This window comes from Streptomyces sp. TS71-3, from assembly GCF_018327685.1.
Lineage (GTDB): Bacteria > Actinomycetota > Actinomycetes > Streptomycetales > Streptomycetaceae > Streptomyces.
This window is the reverse complement of the sequence record NZ_BNEL01000001.1, coordinates 5,863,067-5,876,557: the sequence shown is the minus strand read 5'-3', so window position 1 is coordinate 5,876,557 and position 13,491 is coordinate 5,863,067. Positions and strand designations below refer to the sequence as shown.

The window sequence follows — 13,491 nt, the reverse complement described above, 5'->3', positions numbered from 1 at the left end:
CAGCGAGCCGTCGCCGCCTGACACGACCGCAGGGAGCCGGCGATGGCGGACGTCACCGACGCAGTGGTGATCGGCGGGGGAATCAACGGCTTGGTGGCCGCCGCCGAGCTGGCGGGCGCGGGGTGGACGGTCCGCCTGTTCGAACGGGGTGAGCGGCTGGGCGGCTTCATCGCCTCCGCGGAGCGCACCCTTCCGGGCTACGTCCATGACACGTTCGCGTCGTGGCACCCGCTCTTCACGTCCGGTCCGGCGTACGCCGCGCTCGGCGACGCGCTGCGCTGGCACGGGCTGACCTACCGGAACACCGACGGCCCGCTGACCGCCAGCGTCGCCGACGACGGCCGGGCGGTCGTCGCGGACCGCGACCCCGAGGCCACCGCCAAGGGCTTCGCACACGCCGCGGACCGGGATCGCTACCTGCGGATGCTCCGCGACATGCAGCGGCACGCACCTCTCATCGGGGCGCTGATGTCCACCGAGCTGCGCTCGGCCAGGGCGCTGCGCCCGGCCGCCGCCCTGGTCCGCGCGCTCGGCCTGGCGGGGACGGAACGCTGCGTGCGCGACCTCGTCACCAGTGGACGGTCCTGGTGCCGGCGCGAGTTCGACGGTCACGAGGTGGACCACCTGATGGTTCCCTGGCTGCTGCACACCGGACTGTCACCCGACCACGCCTCGGGCGGGCTCATGGTGCCGTTGCTCGCGGCCTCCCTGCACGGGTTCGGGTTGCCGATCGTGGCGGGCGGGTCGGGGCGGTTCGTGGACGCCTTCTGCTCGCTGCTGCGGGAGCGCGGAGTGCACGTGCACACCTCCGCGGAGGTGGAGGAGATCGTCGTCAAACGCGGCCGGGCCACCGCCGTGGTCGTGGACGGCGAGCGGCACGGCGCGGGCCGGGCGGTCCTCGCGTCGGTCGGCCCGCGGGCGCTGTACGGCACGCTGCTGCCCGCGGGAGCCGTGGGCGCCGCAGTGAGCGACGAGGTCCGCAGGTTCCGGCCGGGCCGCGCCGGGATGCAGATCCATGTGGCGCTGTCGGGGCCGCTCCAGTGGCGTGACGAACGGCTGCGGCGGGTTCCGCTCGTGCATGTCTCGGACGGTTCCGCGAGCACCGGCATCGCGTGTGCGCAGGCCGAGGCGGGGTTGCTGCCCGACAGGCCCACGGTCGTGGTCGGGCAGCAGCACCTCCTCGACCCGTCACGGGCGCCCCGGGGCGCGGCCGCCCTGTGGATCCAGTTGCAGGAGGTTCCGTTCCGCCCCTCGGGCGACGCCGCCGGCGAGCTGCCCGTCGCGGACGGCTGGGACGCACGGCTCGCCGACTGCTACGCCAGACGTGTCCTGGCCCGTGTCGCGCGCCACTCTCCCGATCTGGACGGCAAGGTGCTCGCCATGGACGTCCTCACGCCCGTGGACATCGCCGCCGCGAACCCCAACGCCGTCGACGGGGATCCCTACGCCGGCTCCACCGAGTTCGACCAGAACTTCGTGTGGCGGCCCGTGCCGAGCGCGGCACGCCACCACACGGCCGTCCGGCGCCTCTGGCACATCGGTGCGTCCACCCATCCCGGCGCGGGCCTGAGCGGGGGTTCGGGCCACCTGGTCGCCCAGGCCCTTCTCGCGGCGGACCGCCGGCGTCCGAACCGGCGGGCTTCCCACCGGTAGCGCCCCGGGGAGGGGACTCGCTGTGCCGGTGCGGAGGACGAGCCCGGGGCGGGTGGCGTGTGAGGATGGCGGGCAGGGCCCGATCGGCTCCCGGACGCGAGGTACGGTGCCCGGGTACGGCAAGGCGGCACTGGGGATTCGGACATGGCATGGATCGTCCTGGTGGCCTCCGGTGTGCTGGAGGCCGTGTGGGCAACCGCGCTCGGCAAATCGCACGGCCTCAGCCGTCCGCTTCCGACCGCCGTGTTCCTCGTCGGCCTGGCGCTCAGCATGACGGGACTGTCGTACGCGCTCAGGACCGTGCCGGTGGGTACCGGGTACGCGGTGTGGGTGGGCATCGGCGCCGTGCTGACCGCCACGTACGCCATGGTCTTCGCGGGCGAGTCCACGAGCGTGCTGAAAGTGCTCCTGCTGGCCGGCATCATCGGCTGCGTGGCAGGTCTGAAGCTGGTGCAGTGAGCGCGCCCACGGCAACGAGGGCCCGGCCGGAGCGGCCGGGCCCTCACACCCACCCTGCGAAGGAGCAGAGGGTCTACCTACCTCACGACAGCCCGACGCAACCCGCGAAGGCAACGAGGACACTGACGGCAGCAGCAAAACCCATGATCTTCTCCTCAAAGATCCAGAACCTTCAACTCACCGCGTTTGTGCGGGAGTTGAGCGCTTCGAGAAGCTCTCGCGGCGCACTGATCTTGTGACCCGGAGGGCTGGAGGTATGCCCGAACACATGACCGTTCACCCACTCTCCCGATCCGTGCAGAGCATGGCGGGTGGAGTATACGAAGCCGCAGGTGACAGGACATGTGTCGAACGTCTGTTCTTCACACGTGGCCGGGTGCGGGCGGCGCGGACCGCTGGGACGTGCGGGCCTGCGGGGAGAGGCGGCATGTATGGGACGCACCCATCGAGCGGAAGGTACGGCGTATGACGGTTCCTCCGGCATCCGACGACCGGGGGCCCGGCGCCGTGGCGGCACGGATGACCGGGCGTGCGGTGGCCGCGGAACACCGGCTGTCCGGGAACCTCACCGAAGTCGCCCTCGACGGCGGGCAGATGGTGGTGGTCAAGCACGGGGGCGGACCCGGCGCCGTGGAGGCCGAGGCCGCGGGGCTGCGCTGGCTCGCGGACGCCGGTGCGGTCCGGGTGCCCGCCGTGTTCGGCCAGGACGCCGACCGGCTGGTGATCGAGAAGGTGCCTGCGGGACGGCCGGACGCCCGGGCCGCAGCGCGGTTCGGCCGCGACCTCGCCGCCCTGCACGCGGCCGGCGCACCCGCCTTCGGCGCGCCGCCGCCCGGTGGCCCCGAGGACGCCTGGATCGGGCTCGCCCCGATGCGCAACGTCCCCGGCGAACAGTGGCCGCACTGGTACGCCGAGCACCGGGTGCTGCCCTATCTGCGGCGCGCCGTGGACGCCGGCACCATCCGCCGCGGCGAGGCGGCCCTCGTGGAGACCGTCTGCGAGCGGCTGCCGGAGCTGGCCGGCCCGGCGGAGCCGCCCGCGCGGCTGCACGGCGACCTGTGGAACGGCAACGTGCTCTGGGGCGCCGACGGCCGGGCATGGCTGATCGACCCCGCGGCCCACGGCGGGCACCGCGAGAGCGATCTCGCCATGTTGCGGCTCTTCGGCTGCCCGTATCTGGAGCAGGTCCTGGACGGCTACCGCCAGGCCGCGCCGCTCGCCGACGGCTGGCGGCACCGCGTCCCGCTCCACCAGCTCTTCCCGCTCCTGGTGCACACGGTGCTGTTCGGCCGCGGCTACGGCGAGGAGGCGCTGTCGGCGGCGCGGGCGGCCCTCGCCGCCTGACCGGAGCCGGGCGGCGGTGGGTCCGGGAGCGGCTTCGGCGCGTTGCCCGTGGGGTATCCCTGAGTCGCTCGGCGCCGGTGGACCGCCTCACCGCACCCGTGAGAACCGCGGCCCTCCTGCGCTGCTCTGCCGGCCGAGGACGGAAGGACTGCTATGCACCTGCCCCTGAACCTGGTCAGGACCCGGTTGCGCACCGCGGCCGCGGGCGCCGCGGCAGCGCTGCTGCTGGTGGCACTCGGCGCTGAGGGCACCGCGGGGGCCGTGCCGCGCGACGCGCCGCCGTCCGACGGGCCGAGGGCCGAACTGCGCGGGATGATCGAGGACGTGCGGGGTTCCGACGCCCACCACTACCAGGCGAAGGACAGTGCGGGCAACGGGATGGACGCGGCGAAGGTGATCCAGGACGGCACCGGGAGATACCTCGCCGTCTACCACTCGCTGCGACCCGACGGGCGTTTCCACGCGTTCCTGGCGACGTCGACGGACCTGATGTCCTGGACCCTCGCTCACGACTTCGGGCCCGGTGCCTCCCAGCCCACCATCAAGGCGCTCACCAACGGCGGCTACGTGATGGCGTGGGAGCAGGACCCGGACAACCATGTCGCGGTGCGCTACTACGCCAGCCGGAACGATCTCCTGTCGGGCACCGCCAGCCGGAGCTTCGACGCACCGCAGACCCTGTCCGACTGCGCCGAGGGCACCCCCAACATCTACTCGGTCTCGCTCCACCCGGACATCGACCACTCGACCATCGACATCGGCGGCCACTTCTACTCCGGCTGCGACGTGGACCGGCAGATGCGCGCCACCCTGACGGACTTCGCCTCCTGGTCCGCCGCCGCGCAGCCGAACGTCGACAACGCGCTGCTCCACTGGGGGGTGAAGGGCAACATCGGCGACCGTGACGCCCTGACCTTCCGCGGCTTCCCGTACGGGATGTTCGAGGGGCAGTACGTCAAGGGGGACTTCGGTTCCTGGCGCACCTTCGTCTACGACTACAGCACGGGCAACGCCGACACCACGGCCATCAGGACGGACGGCGGCAGCACCGCGTTCGCCAACCCGACGGCGACCGTGCTGACCGCACCGAACGGCCGGCCCGCAGTGTTCGTCGGGCTCTTCCTGCCCGGTGAAGGAGCCGCTCCGGGCGAGTCCGGCGAGCTGCTGTACTACCGGACCTACGCGCCCTAGGTGTTCTGTCCACGGAGGTTGGTGACGGACGCCACGGCTGAGCGATCTTGAAATAGGTGAGGGCCTTCTGGCTCGGTGTGGATTGCGACATCTGCACCGGCGACCAGAAAGGCCCTCGTGCCCCACCGTAATGCACCCCTGACCGAGACAGGACGACTGCGGCTGGCCCGCTGCGTCGTGGAAGACAACTGGCCCCTGCGCCGGGCCGCGGAACGCTTCCAGGTCTCGCCGACAACGGCACAGCGGTGGGCCGACCGCTACCGCAGGCTCGGCGAGGCGGGCATGACCGACCGCTCCAGCCGCCCGCACGCCAGCCCACGCCAGACGTCGACACGTACCGAGCGGCGGATCATCAAGGTGCGCGTACTGCGCCGCTGGGGCCCCGCACGGATCGCGAGCCTTCTGCGGCTGGCGCCCTCCACCGTGCACCGGGTACTCACCCGCTACGGCCTGGCCCGCCTCACGCATCTGGACCGGGCCACCGGCCGCGTCATACGCCGCTACGAACGCGTCAGGCCCGGCGAGCTCGTCCACGTCGACATCAAGAAGCTCGGCAATATCCCCGACGGTGGCGGCCACAAGATCCTTGGCCGCCAAGCGGGCCGCAAGACCCGCTCCGGCGCCGGCTACAGCTACCTGCACACCGCCGTCGACGACCACTCCCGCCTGGCCTACAGCGAGATTTTCACCGACGAGAAGAAAGAGACCGCCGTCGCCTTCTGGATCCGGGCGCAGGCGTTCTTCGCCTCGTGCGGGATCACCGTCGAGCGCGTGCTGACCGACAACGGCTCCTGCTACAAGTCCCGTCTGTGGCGCGATGCCCTGGCGGCGGCCGGGATCACCCACAAGCGAACCCGGCCCTACCGACCCCAGACGAACGGCAAGGTCGAACGCTTCAACCGCACCCTGCTCGATGAGTGGGCCTACGCCCGCCCTTACCGCTCAGAGCAGGAACGACGCGACGCCTTCCCTGACTGGCTGCACACCTACAATCACCACCGCGGACACACCGCGCTGAAAGGCCAACCACCCGCCAGCCGCGTCCCCAACCTCACAGGGCAATACACCTAGGCGCCGGCCGACGCCCCCTCAGCCCGGTGTCCTGCATGATGGGGAAAAGGGGGAACCATGACGAGGAGTCAGAGCGAACGGGACCGCGTCACCGTAGAGATCTGCTACGCGTTGCTGAGCGCCGGGGTGTCGGCCGTCCTGGTGTTCGGGGCCATCGCGGGTCCGGTCGCCGTGTGGGACCTGCCCTCCGGGGTCGAGCGGACGCTGCTGCTCGCCGGCGGGTTCGTGGCCGCGGCGCTGGCGGTCGTCCGCGTGGTACACGTCCTGCGCCGGTTCTCCCGGAATCTGCGCGGCTGACACCGGCGGGCCGCTCCGGGCCCGCCGGAGCGGCTTCTGTCTCGTCCACGTGCCGTGGTGCCGCCGGTGCCGGGCACTGCGGCCTCCGGCTGCCGGCGCCCGGTGGGCCGTGGCGCGGGTCAGTGGTCGATGGAGTCGATCAGCTCGCGGGCGCCCTGGCGCAGCAGGGCCACGGCGACGGACGTGCCGAGCGTCGCCGGGTCGAGGCGGCCCGCCCACTCGTGGGCCGGGAGGACCGTCTTGCCGTCCGGGCTGAACACGCAGGCGCGCAGGGAGAGGTTGCCGTCGTGCTCGTTGCGCGCGTAGCCGGCGATGGGGCTGTTGCAGTGGCCCTGGAGGACGTGCAGCAGCATGCGTTCGGCCGTCGCCTCGCGGTAGGTCGCGGAGTCGTTGAGATCGCTGATCGCGTCGATCAGGTCGGTGTCGTCCTCGCGGCACTGGAGGGCCAGGATGCCCGCTCCCACCGGAGGCATCATCAGCTCGGCCGGGAGCAGGTCGCTGATCAGCTCGGTGCGGCCGAGGCGTTCTAGGCCGCACGCGGCCAGCAGCAGGGCGTCGGCGTCTCCGGCGGCGAGGCGCTCCAGGCGGCGGCCGACGTTGCCGCGCATCGGCACGCACTCCAGGTCGGGCCGGAGGGCGGCCAGCTGAGCCTGGCGGCGCACGGCGGAGGTGCCCACGCGGGTGCCGGCCGGGAGCTGGTCGAGGGTGAGGCCGTCCGGGTGGATGAGGGCGTCCCGGATGTCGTCGCGCTTCAGGAAGGCGGCGAAGACGGTGCCCGCGGGGAGCGGCCGGTCGGCGGGGACGTCCTTGACGCAGTGCACGGCGAGGTCGGCCTCGCCGGCCAGCAGGGCGGCGTCGACCTCTTTGGTGAACGCGCCCTTGCCCTCCACCTGGGAGAGGGCGCCCATCCACTTGTCGCCGGTCGTCTTGACCGGGACGACTTCGGTCGCCAGCCCGGGGTGGTGGGCGGCGAGCTCCGCGCGCACCCGTTCGACCTGCGCCAGCGCCATCGGCGAGTCACGCGAGACAATCCGGACCAATTCAGGAACCGCCATTCCCCTACTCTAGCCGCTCCCCGGGGGCCACTTCGCACGCGCCCGGACCCCCGCGGGGTGGGGCGGGCGCTCTCCCGGCGCACGCACCGGCGCCGGAGCGGTGCCGGACCCTCGTGCGGTGCCGGACCCTCGTGCGGTGCCGGACCCTCGTGCGGTTCCTGGCGGTCCCGCGATTCCCGGCAGTGCTGCGGTCCCGGACTGTCCCGGGGTTCCTGAACGTCCTACGGTTCCCGACCGCCCCGCGATCCCCTGCGGTCCCGTCAGCCGGGCAGATCCCGGGGGACGCGGCTGACCGTGCGGCCGAGGGCCCGGACGGCGCGGGCGAACGTGACGGCGTCGTGGACCGCGGCGCCACCCGGGTCGTTGTTGAAGTACACGTAGACGTCAGCCGTGTCCGGCCAGGTCCCGGCGATCCGCCCGGCCCAGCTGTCCAGCGCGCGCCGGCCGTAGCGCGGCCAGGGACTCGCGCCGCCCTCGTGCAGCCGCAGGTAGCCCCAGTCCGCGGTCCGCCAGAGCGGGCTGACCGGCCGGGACCGGGCGTCGGCCCAGCACAGGGCGGCGCCGCGGGCCACCAGCACGTCGCGCACCTCGGGCACGTCCCACGAGGGGTGCCGGGTCTCCACCGCCACCCGGACGCCGGACGGGAAGCAGCGCAGACAGGTGTCCAGGAGCTCCGCGTCGGCGGTCAGCGTGGGCGGGAGCTGGAGCAGGACCGGGCCCAGCCGGTCGCCGAGCCCCTCGGCATGGCTCATCAGCCGCCGTACCGGTTCGCCGGGTTCGCGCAGGCGCCTGATGTGGGTGAGGTAGCGGCTCGCCTTGACGGCCATCGTGAAGTGCTCGGGCGTACGGTCCCGCCAGGCGGCGAACGCCTCGCGGTCCGGGAGGCGGTAGAAGGCGTTGTTCAGCTCGACCGTGGCGAACCCCTTGGCGAACTCCTCCAGCCACAGCCGCTGGGGGACGTCGCCCGGGTACAGGACGTCCCGCCAGTGCCTGTACTGCCATCCCGACGTGCCGAGGTGGACGCTCATCCTCCCAGGCAAGCACGCCGGCGCCGCCGGGGCGCGTCGGCGGTGCCTCCCGCACCCGGCCGGAATTGATCGTTCCGGGGTTGCCGGGCAGGTCGAGGGCCCCGTGCCGGGCATAGGATCGGCGGCCGATATCGGTTCCGTCACGGCCGGCCCGAGCGTGGAGGTTCGAGGAGTGCGGGAGTTCCAGCGGGGAGCGGTGCGGCTGCACATCCTGCACCATGCGGCCGAGGGGGAGATCCACGGCGCGTGGATGACCGGGGAGCCGGCCAGGCACGGGCACCACATCAGCCCCGGCACCCTGTACCCGACGCTGCACCGGCTGGAGGCGGACGGACTGCTCGTGTCCGCGCAGCGGGCGGTCGGCGGCCGGGTCAGGCGGCTGTACCGCGCGACCACGGCGGGCAGGCAGGCCCTCGCGGAGGACCGGCGGGCGCTCGCCGCGCTGGCCCGCGGGGTGCTCGGCCACGCCCCGTCGTGACGGCTGCCGCCGGCCGGCGTTCCCCTACTCCGCCCGGCGCCCGGTGACGGCCCGGCGCAGGGCGTAGAGGGCGGCGCCGGCGGCCAGCACCGCGCCGCCCCGGAGCACCGAGGAGGGCGGCAGGGCGAAGGCGAGGACCAGGCAGCCGGCCAGGCCGGCCGCGGGCACGGTGCGCGCGGCCCGGCGTCCGGCGGGCGGCAGCGTCCACGCCGAGGCGTTCGCGACCGCGTAGTACGCCAGTACGCCGAACGACGAGAAGCCGATCGCCCCGCGCACGTCCGCGACCGCCGAGAGCACCGCCACCACCGCGCCGACCACCAGCTCGGCGCGGTGCGGCACGCCGAACCGCGGGTGCATCGCGGCCAGGGCGCCCGGCAGGTACCGGTCCCTGGCCATCGCGAGGGTGGTCCGGGAGACGCCCAGGATCAGGGCGAGCAGCGAGCCGAGTGCGGCGAGGGCGGCCCCGGCGCGCACCACCGGCGCGAGACCGTCCGCGCCCGCCGCCCGGACGGCGTCCGAGAGCGGCGCCGTGGAGTGCCCGAGCCCCTCGGGCCCCAGCACGGTGAGCGCGGCGACGGCCACCACCGCGTAGACGACGAGGGTGATGCCCAGCGCCATGGGGATGGCCTTGGGGATGGTGCGCTCCGGGTCGCGGACCTCCTCGCCGAGGGTGGCGATGCGCGCGTAGCCGGCGAACGCGAAGAAGAGCAGACCGGCGGCCTGGAGCACTCCCGGCAGTCCGGCGCCGCGGGTGATGTCGAGCCGTGATGCGTCGGCCGTGCCGGAGGTGAGCGTGGTGACGGCCACGGCGGCGAGCACGGCGAGGACCGCGGCCACGATGCCCCGGGTGACGAGTGCTGATTTCTGCACCCCGCTGTAGTTCAACACGGTCAGCGCCACCACCGAGGCCGCCGCCACAGCATGCGCCTGCTGCGGCCAGGCGTAGGCGCCGACGGTGAGCGCCATCGCCGCGCAGGAGGCGGTCTTGCCGGTCACGAAGGCCCACCCGGCGAGGTATCCCCAGAAGTCGCCGAGGCGTGCGCGGCCGTAGACGTAGGTGCCGCCGGAGGACGGGTAGCGGACGGCCAGCCGCGCCGAGGAGTTGGCGTTGCAGTAGGCGACCAGGGCGGCCAGGGCGAGGCCCGGAAGCAGGCCCGACCCGGCGGCGCGTGCGGCCGGCCCGAGGGCGGCGAAGATCCCGGCGCCGATCATCGAGCCGAGACCGATCACCACCGCGTCCAGCAGGCCGAGCCGGCGCCGCAACCCGCCGGCCGTCCCGGGCGCCTGTGCCGTGCCCATGTCCCCACTCCTTCGGCCGCGTCCGCGCCGGGCGGTGCCTGCGTACCCTGCTCGCCTCCGGCGCGCATCCGACCGGCCCGACCATCCTGTACCGGGTCCCCGTGCGTCCCGGCGGCAGGGGCACGGTGCAGGACGTGCAGGACGTGCGGGCCCCGGGCGGAGTGGCCCGGGGACCCTGTCCCGTGCCCCGGGCCACTCCGTCAGGACGCCGGGGCGGTTCTCACCACGATGACTTGGTGACACCGGGCAGGAAGCCGGCGTGGGCCTGCTGCCGCACCCTGATCCGGGAGAGCCCGAACTTCCCCAGGTAGCCGCGCGGGCGGCCGTCCACGCCGTCGCGGTTGCGGACGCGGGTGGCACTGGCGTCGCGCGGCTGGCGGCGGAGTTCGGCGAACGCGGCCCCGCGCTCGGCCTCGGTCGAGGAGGGGCACCGGATGATCTCCTTCAGCTCGGCGCGCCGGGCGGCGTACCGCGCGACCACGGCCTTGCGCCTCTCGTTCTTCGCGATCTTGCTCCGCCTGGCCATCAGACCTTCACCCCCCGGGCGCGGATACGGGCGACCGCCGCCTCCACGCCGATGGCGTCGACGATCTTGATGCCCCGGGCGCTCAGCGACAGCCGCACGTAACGGCCCTCGCCCGGCAGCCAGTACCGCTTGCGCTGGATGTTCGGGTCGAAGCGGCGTGAGGTGCGCCGGTGCGAGTGCGAGATGCGGTTGCCGAAGACCGGCCGGGCGCCGGTCAGTTGGCAGTGGGCGGACATGGGACGACCTGCCTCTCTCGATACGGACAGCCGTGACCGGCTATCGATAATGGAAATCATTCCCATATACTAGCGTCCATGGCTCGCAACGAACTCCGCCCGGTCGTCGGACCCCGCCCCGCCGCGGGAACCGGCGACACCCACATGGCCCGCAAGAACCTCCGCGGCACCCAGCGCCGCCCCCCATGCACACCGCGCCGGACGGACGCCCTCGGGCGCCGCAACGGCCGCGTCGGGGCCCGGTGATGCGGGCGGAGGGCCGGATGCCGGTCGTCCTCGTGGGCGGCCTGCACTCCGATGCCCGCGCCCAGGTCGTCGACCGGCTGCTCAAGGCCGTGCCGGGCAGCGTGGCCCTCCACCACGACCTGGCCACCGCGGGCGCGGGAACCGTACGGCGACACGTCCGCGACGCTTCAGGCGTCCTCGCGTCGGGCGACGCTCCGCTGGTCAACGACTGCGCGTGCTGCGCACTGCGCGAGGACCTCGTCCCGGAGCTGCGACGCCTGGCCTCGCACGGACTGGCGCGGCTGGCGATCATCGACCTGTGGGACTCGGTCGAGCCCAAGGCCATGGCCGAAGTCGTCGCCGAGCACAGCGGGGACGTTCTGGCGCTCACCAACGTGATCACGGCGATCGACCCGGCGCTCGTCCTGCCCTTCCTCGCGAACGGCGACGACCTGGCGGACGTCGGTCTCGCCGCGGCGGCGACGGACCAGCGCACCGTCGCGGACACGTTCGCACGGCAGCTGGAGTACGCCCCCGTCCTCGCCCTCGTGGACGGTGAGGACGCGGACGATCAGGACCACGCCCTGCTGGCCCAGCTGCACCCCACGGCGCGCCACGTCCTCGCGTCCGGCCACGAGCTCGCACGGCTCGCGTTCACCGGCTTCGACGTTCAGGCCGCTGCCGCTGCGCAGCACCCCGCTTCCGCACTGCTGCCGCAGGAGGCCGACGAGGCGGGCGTCACCACCCTGGTCTGGCATCGCAGCCGGCCCTTCCACTCCGAACGGCTCCACCAGGCGCTGGAGGACCTGTGCTGCGCTGCGGCGCGCAGCAGGGGCCGCTTCTGGCTCGCCGACCGGCCGGACACGCTGCTCTCCTGGGACTCCGCCGGCGGTGCTCTCTGCGTCGAGAGCACGGGCCCCTGGCTCGCCTCGCTGCCCGACGCCGCCTGGGAGATGGTTCCCCCGGTACGGCGGGCGGCCGCCGCCCTGGACTGGCACGCGGAGCACGGAGACCGCTGCCAGCACCTCGTCTTCACGTCCCCCGGCCTCGACCGCACCGGTGTCGCACGGCTCCTGGACTCCTGCCTGCTCACCGATGCCGAGTACGCGGCCGGTCCACAGGCGTGGCAACGCCTGCCCGGGGCCTTCGACTGGCTGCTCGACCCCGCCTGACCCCACTCTCCTGCTCCGCTACCGCTCCCCACCCACCGCTTCCCACCACTCGGAGGAATCCGCATGACCCGCAGCAAGGGCACCCCCAAGCCGGCCAAGCGCCGCTCCAACCCGCTCGATGCCGCCGGCATCACCTACGTCGACTACAAGGACACCGATCTGCTGCGGAAGTTCATCTCCGACCGCGGGAAGATCCGCAGCCGCCGCGTCACCCACCTCACCGCCCAGCAGCAGCGCCAGGTCGCCGCGGCCATCAAGAACGCCCGTGAGATGGCCCTCCTGCCCTACTCCGGCAAGTAGGGCAGGAGGGTCGGGCCCCTTCCCCACCGGGTCCGGGAGCCCGGCTCAGTTACCCACGTCGAGGCCGGACATGAGCGCGGACGGGTAACGGTCGCCGCGCGCCGCGCCCAGGGGCACCGCCTTCTCGATCTCGGCGAAGTCGTCCGCGGTGAGGTGCAGCTCCATCGCGGGCAGCGCCTCGGCCAGCCGCTCGCGGGTGCGGGCGCCGACGAGCGGCACGATGTCCTCGCCTCGGGCGGCCACCCAGGCGATGGCCAGCTGGGCGACGGTGCACCCCTTCGTCCCGGCGACCCGGCGCAGGGCTTCCACGAGGGCGAGGTTGTGTCCCACGTTCTCGCCCGAGAACCGGGGGCTGTGGACGCGGCCGTCACCGGGGCCCGCGGCGCGGCCCGCGGACCAGTGGCCGGAGATGAGGCCGCGGCCGAGGACGCCGTACGCGGTCATGCCGATGCCGAGCTCCCGCAGCGTGGGCAGGACGTCCGCCTCCACCCCGCGGGAGATCAGCGAGTACTCGATCTGGAGATCGGCGACGGGGTGCACGGCGTGCGCCCGGCGGATCGTCGCCGAGCCGACCTCCGACAGGCCGATGTGCCGCACGTATCCGGCGTCGACCAGCTCCTTGATCGCGCCCACCGTCTCCTCGACCGGTACCGCCGGGTCCAGCCGGGCGGGGCGGTAGACGTCGATGTGGTCGGTGCCCAGCCGGGTCAGCGAGTACGCGAGGAAGTTCTTCACCGACTCGGGACGGCAGTCCTGCCCGAGAAACGCCCCGTCCGCCCCCCGCCGCACCCCGAACTTGACGCTCAACAGGTAGCTGTCGCGGTCCCGGCCGCGCAACGCCTCGGCGAGCAGCATCTCGTTGTGGCCCATGGCGTAGAAGTCGCCGGTGTCGATCAGCGTGACACCGGCGTCCAGCGCGGCCCGCACGGTGGCGAGGCTCTCCGCGCGGTCGGCCGCACCGTAGGCGCCGGACATGCCCATGGCGCCGAGGCCCAGCGCGGACACGGCCGGACCGGTGCTGCCGAGGGTGCGTATCTGCATCAGGTTCTCCTTCGTGGTCGATCCGTCACCCACTCTGCGCCGGCCCCGGCGGTGCCTGGGAGCGGAGCGTTCATCATGGGAGTGCCGCTCCCTGGATCGGTTCGCCTGCCCGATGG

The 13,491-nt window shown here is 73.3% G+C and carries 16 protein-coding genes; 10 read left to right on the top strand and 6 right to left on the bottom strand.

Translation table 11 applies throughout. The features are described from left to right. Positions 1-42: 42 nt before the first annotated feature. The 6 genes from Sm713_RS24100 to Sm713_RS24075 all read left to right on the top strand — a co-directional run bounded on the left by Sm713_RS24100 (position 43) and on the right by Sm713_RS24075 (position 6,015). On the top strand, positions 43-1,653 hold the full coding sequence (locus Sm713_RS24100; protein WP_212911629.1) for an NAD(P)/FAD-dependent oxidoreductase: 1,611 nt from the start codon (positions 43-45) through the stop codon (positions 1,651-1,653). A 144-nt stretch (positions 1,654-1,797) separates the two neighbouring features. Next, complete coding sequence (locus Sm713_RS24095) at positions 1,798-2,112, top strand: multidrug efflux SMR transporter (RefSeq protein ID WP_212911628.1); 315 nt, start codon at positions 1,798-1,800, stop codon at positions 2,110-2,112. A gap of 465 nt (positions 2,113-2,577) precedes the next feature. Beyond that, entirely contained in the window at positions 2,578-3,456 is an 879-nt protein-coding gene (locus tag Sm713_RS24090; protein ID WP_212911627.1) for a fructosamine kinase family protein, read from the top strand. Positions 3,457-3,609: 153 nt separating this feature from the next. Continuing rightward, complete coding sequence (locus tag Sm713_RS24085) at positions 3,610-4,647, top strand: hypothetical protein (RefSeq protein ID WP_212911626.1); 1,038 nt, start codon at positions 3,610-3,612, stop codon at positions 4,645-4,647. 117 nt (positions 4,648-4,764) lie between these two features. Further along, on the top strand, positions 4,765-5,718 hold the full coding sequence (locus Sm713_RS24080; RefSeq protein WP_212911625.1) for an IS481 family transposase: 954 nt from the start codon (positions 4,765-4,767) through the stop codon (positions 5,716-5,718). 57 nt (positions 5,719-5,775) lie between these two features. Further along, positions 5,776-6,015 carry a DUF6332 family protein gene (locus Sm713_RS24075; protein WP_212911624.1) on the top strand — a complete coding sequence of 80 codons (240 nt, stop codon included), beginning with the start codon at positions 5,776-5,778 and terminating at the stop codon, positions 6,013-6,015. A 119-nt stretch (positions 6,016-6,134) separates the two neighbouring features. Here Sm713_RS24075 and hemC read toward each other — a convergent pair whose 3' ends face one another. Both hemC and Sm713_RS24065 read right to left on the bottom strand, forming a co-directional pair. Beyond that, the gene (gene hemC, locus Sm713_RS24070) at positions 6,135-7,070 is read right to left on the bottom strand and encodes a hydroxymethylbilane synthase (RefSeq protein ID WP_212911623.1); all 936 of its coding nucleotides are present in this window, start codon (positions 7,068-7,070) and stop codon (positions 6,135-6,137) included. A gap of 260 nt (positions 7,071-7,330) precedes the next feature. After that, positions 7,331-8,098: a DUF72 domain-containing protein gene (locus tag Sm713_RS24065; RefSeq protein ID WP_212911622.1), complete on the bottom strand. Its 768-nt coding sequence runs from the start codon at positions 8,096-8,098 to the stop codon at positions 7,331-7,333. Between the two features lie 172 nt (positions 8,099-8,270). Between Sm713_RS24065 and Sm713_RS24060 the strand changes: the two genes are divergently transcribed. After that, entirely contained in the window at positions 8,271-8,576 is a 306-nt protein-coding gene (locus Sm713_RS24060) for a PadR family transcriptional regulator (protein ID WP_212911621.1), read from the top strand. A gap of 24 nt (positions 8,577-8,600) precedes the next feature. Here the strand turns inward: Sm713_RS24060 and Sm713_RS24055 are convergent, their stop codons facing one another. From Sm713_RS24055 to rpmB, 3 genes are all read right to left on the bottom strand, one after another. Further along, on the bottom strand, positions 8,601-9,875 hold the full coding sequence (locus Sm713_RS24055) for an APC family permease (RefSeq protein ID WP_212911620.1): 1,275 nt from the start codon (positions 9,873-9,875) through the stop codon (positions 8,601-8,603). Positions 9,876-10,095: 220 nt separating this feature from the next. Continuing rightward, positions 10,096-10,401 carry a 30S ribosomal protein S14 gene (gene rpsN, locus Sm713_RS24050; RefSeq protein ID WP_212911619.1) on the bottom strand — a complete coding sequence of 102 codons (306 nt, stop codon included), beginning with the start codon at positions 10,399-10,401 and terminating at the stop codon, positions 10,096-10,098. Further along, a complete protein-coding gene (rpmB, locus tag Sm713_RS24045) occupies positions 10,401-10,637 on the bottom strand; it encodes a 50S ribosomal protein L28 (RefSeq protein WP_212911618.1) in 237 nt (78 codons plus the stop codon). Before rpmB ends, rpsN begins: the two co-directional genes overlap by 1 nt. A 78-nt stretch (positions 10,638-10,715) precedes the next feature. Between rpmB and Sm713_RS24040 the strand changes: the two genes are divergently transcribed. The 3 genes from Sm713_RS24040 to rpsR all read left to right on the top strand — a co-directional run bounded on the left by Sm713_RS24040 (position 10,716) and on the right by rpsR (position 12,334). Then, positions 10,716-10,883, top strand: a complete 168-nt coding sequence (locus Sm713_RS24040; RefSeq protein ID WP_212911617.1) for a hypothetical protein — start codon at positions 10,716-10,718, stop codon at positions 10,881-10,883. Then, on the top strand, positions 10,883-12,034 hold the full coding sequence (locus tag Sm713_RS24035; protein ID WP_212911616.1) for a GTP-binding protein: 1,152 nt from the start codon (positions 10,883-10,885) through the stop codon (positions 12,032-12,034). The genes Sm713_RS24040 and Sm713_RS24035 overlap by 1 nt, the downstream gene beginning before the upstream one ends. Before the next feature lie 63 nt (positions 12,035-12,097). Next, the gene (gene rpsR / locus Sm713_RS24030; protein WP_212911615.1) at positions 12,098-12,334 is read left to right on the top strand and encodes a 30S ribosomal protein S18; all 237 of its coding nucleotides are present in this window, start codon (positions 12,098-12,100) and stop codon (positions 12,332-12,334) included. Between the two features lie 45 nt (positions 12,335-12,379). Here rpsR and Sm713_RS24025 read toward each other — a convergent pair whose 3' ends face one another. Next, positions 12,380-13,375: an aldo/keto reductase gene (locus Sm713_RS24025; RefSeq protein WP_212911614.1), complete on the bottom strand. Its 996-nt coding sequence runs from the start codon at positions 13,373-13,375 to the stop codon at positions 12,380-12,382. Positions 13,376-13,491: the final 116 nt, after the last annotated feature.

Excerpts from the sequence above, each read along its gene's own strand:
- Sm713_RS24100 (WP_212911629.1), top strand. The coding sequence starts at position 43 with ATGGCGGACGTCACCGACGCAGTGGTGATCGGCGGGGGAATCAACGGC.
- Sm713_RS24095 (WP_212911628.1), top strand. The coding sequence starts at position 1,798 with ATGGCATGGATCGTCCTGGTGGCCTCCGGTGTGCTGGAGGCCGTGTGG.
- Sm713_RS24090 (WP_212911627.1), top strand. The coding sequence starts at position 2,578 with ATGACGGTTCCTCCGGCATCCGACGACCGGGGGCCCGGCGCCGTGGCG.
- Sm713_RS24085 (WP_212911626.1), top strand. The coding sequence starts at position 3,610 with ATGCACCTGCCCCTGAACCTGGTCAGGACCCGGTTGCGCACCGCGGCC.
- Sm713_RS24075 (WP_212911624.1), top strand. The coding sequence starts at position 5,776 with ATGACGAGGAGTCAGAGCGAACGGGACCGCGTCACCGTAGAGATCTGC.
- hemC (WP_212911623.1), bottom strand. The coding sequence starts at position 7,070 with ATGGCGGTTCCTGAATTGGTCCGGATTGTCTCGCGTGACTCGCCGATG.
- Sm713_RS24065 (WP_212911622.1), bottom strand. The coding sequence starts at position 8,098 with ATGAGCGTCCACCTCGGCACGTCGGGATGGCAGTACAGGCACTGGCGG.
- Sm713_RS24055 (WP_212911620.1), bottom strand. The coding sequence starts at position 9,875 with ATGGGCACGGCACAGGCGCCCGGGACGGCCGGCGGGTTGCGGCGCCGG.
- rpsN (WP_212911619.1), bottom strand. The coding sequence starts at position 10,401 with ATGGCCAGGCGGAGCAAGATCGCGAAGAACGAGAGGCGCAAGGCCGTG.
- rpmB (WP_212911618.1), bottom strand. The coding sequence starts at position 10,637 with ATGTCCGCCCACTGCCAACTGACCGGCGCCCGGCCGGTCTTCGGCAAC.
- Sm713_RS24040 (WP_212911617.1), top strand. The coding sequence starts at position 10,716 with ATGGCTCGCAACGAACTCCGCCCGGTCGTCGGACCCCGCCCCGCCGCG.
- Sm713_RS24035 (WP_212911616.1), top strand. The coding sequence starts at position 10,883 with ATGCGGGCGGAGGGCCGGATGCCGGTCGTCCTCGTGGGCGGCCTGCAC.
- rpsR (WP_212911615.1), top strand. The coding sequence starts at position 12,098 with ATGACCCGCAGCAAGGGCACCCCCAAGCCGGCCAAGCGCCGCTCCAAC.
- Sm713_RS24025 (WP_212911614.1), bottom strand. The coding sequence starts at position 13,375 with ATGCAGATACGCACCCTCGGCAGCACCGGTCCGGCCGTGTCCGCGCTG.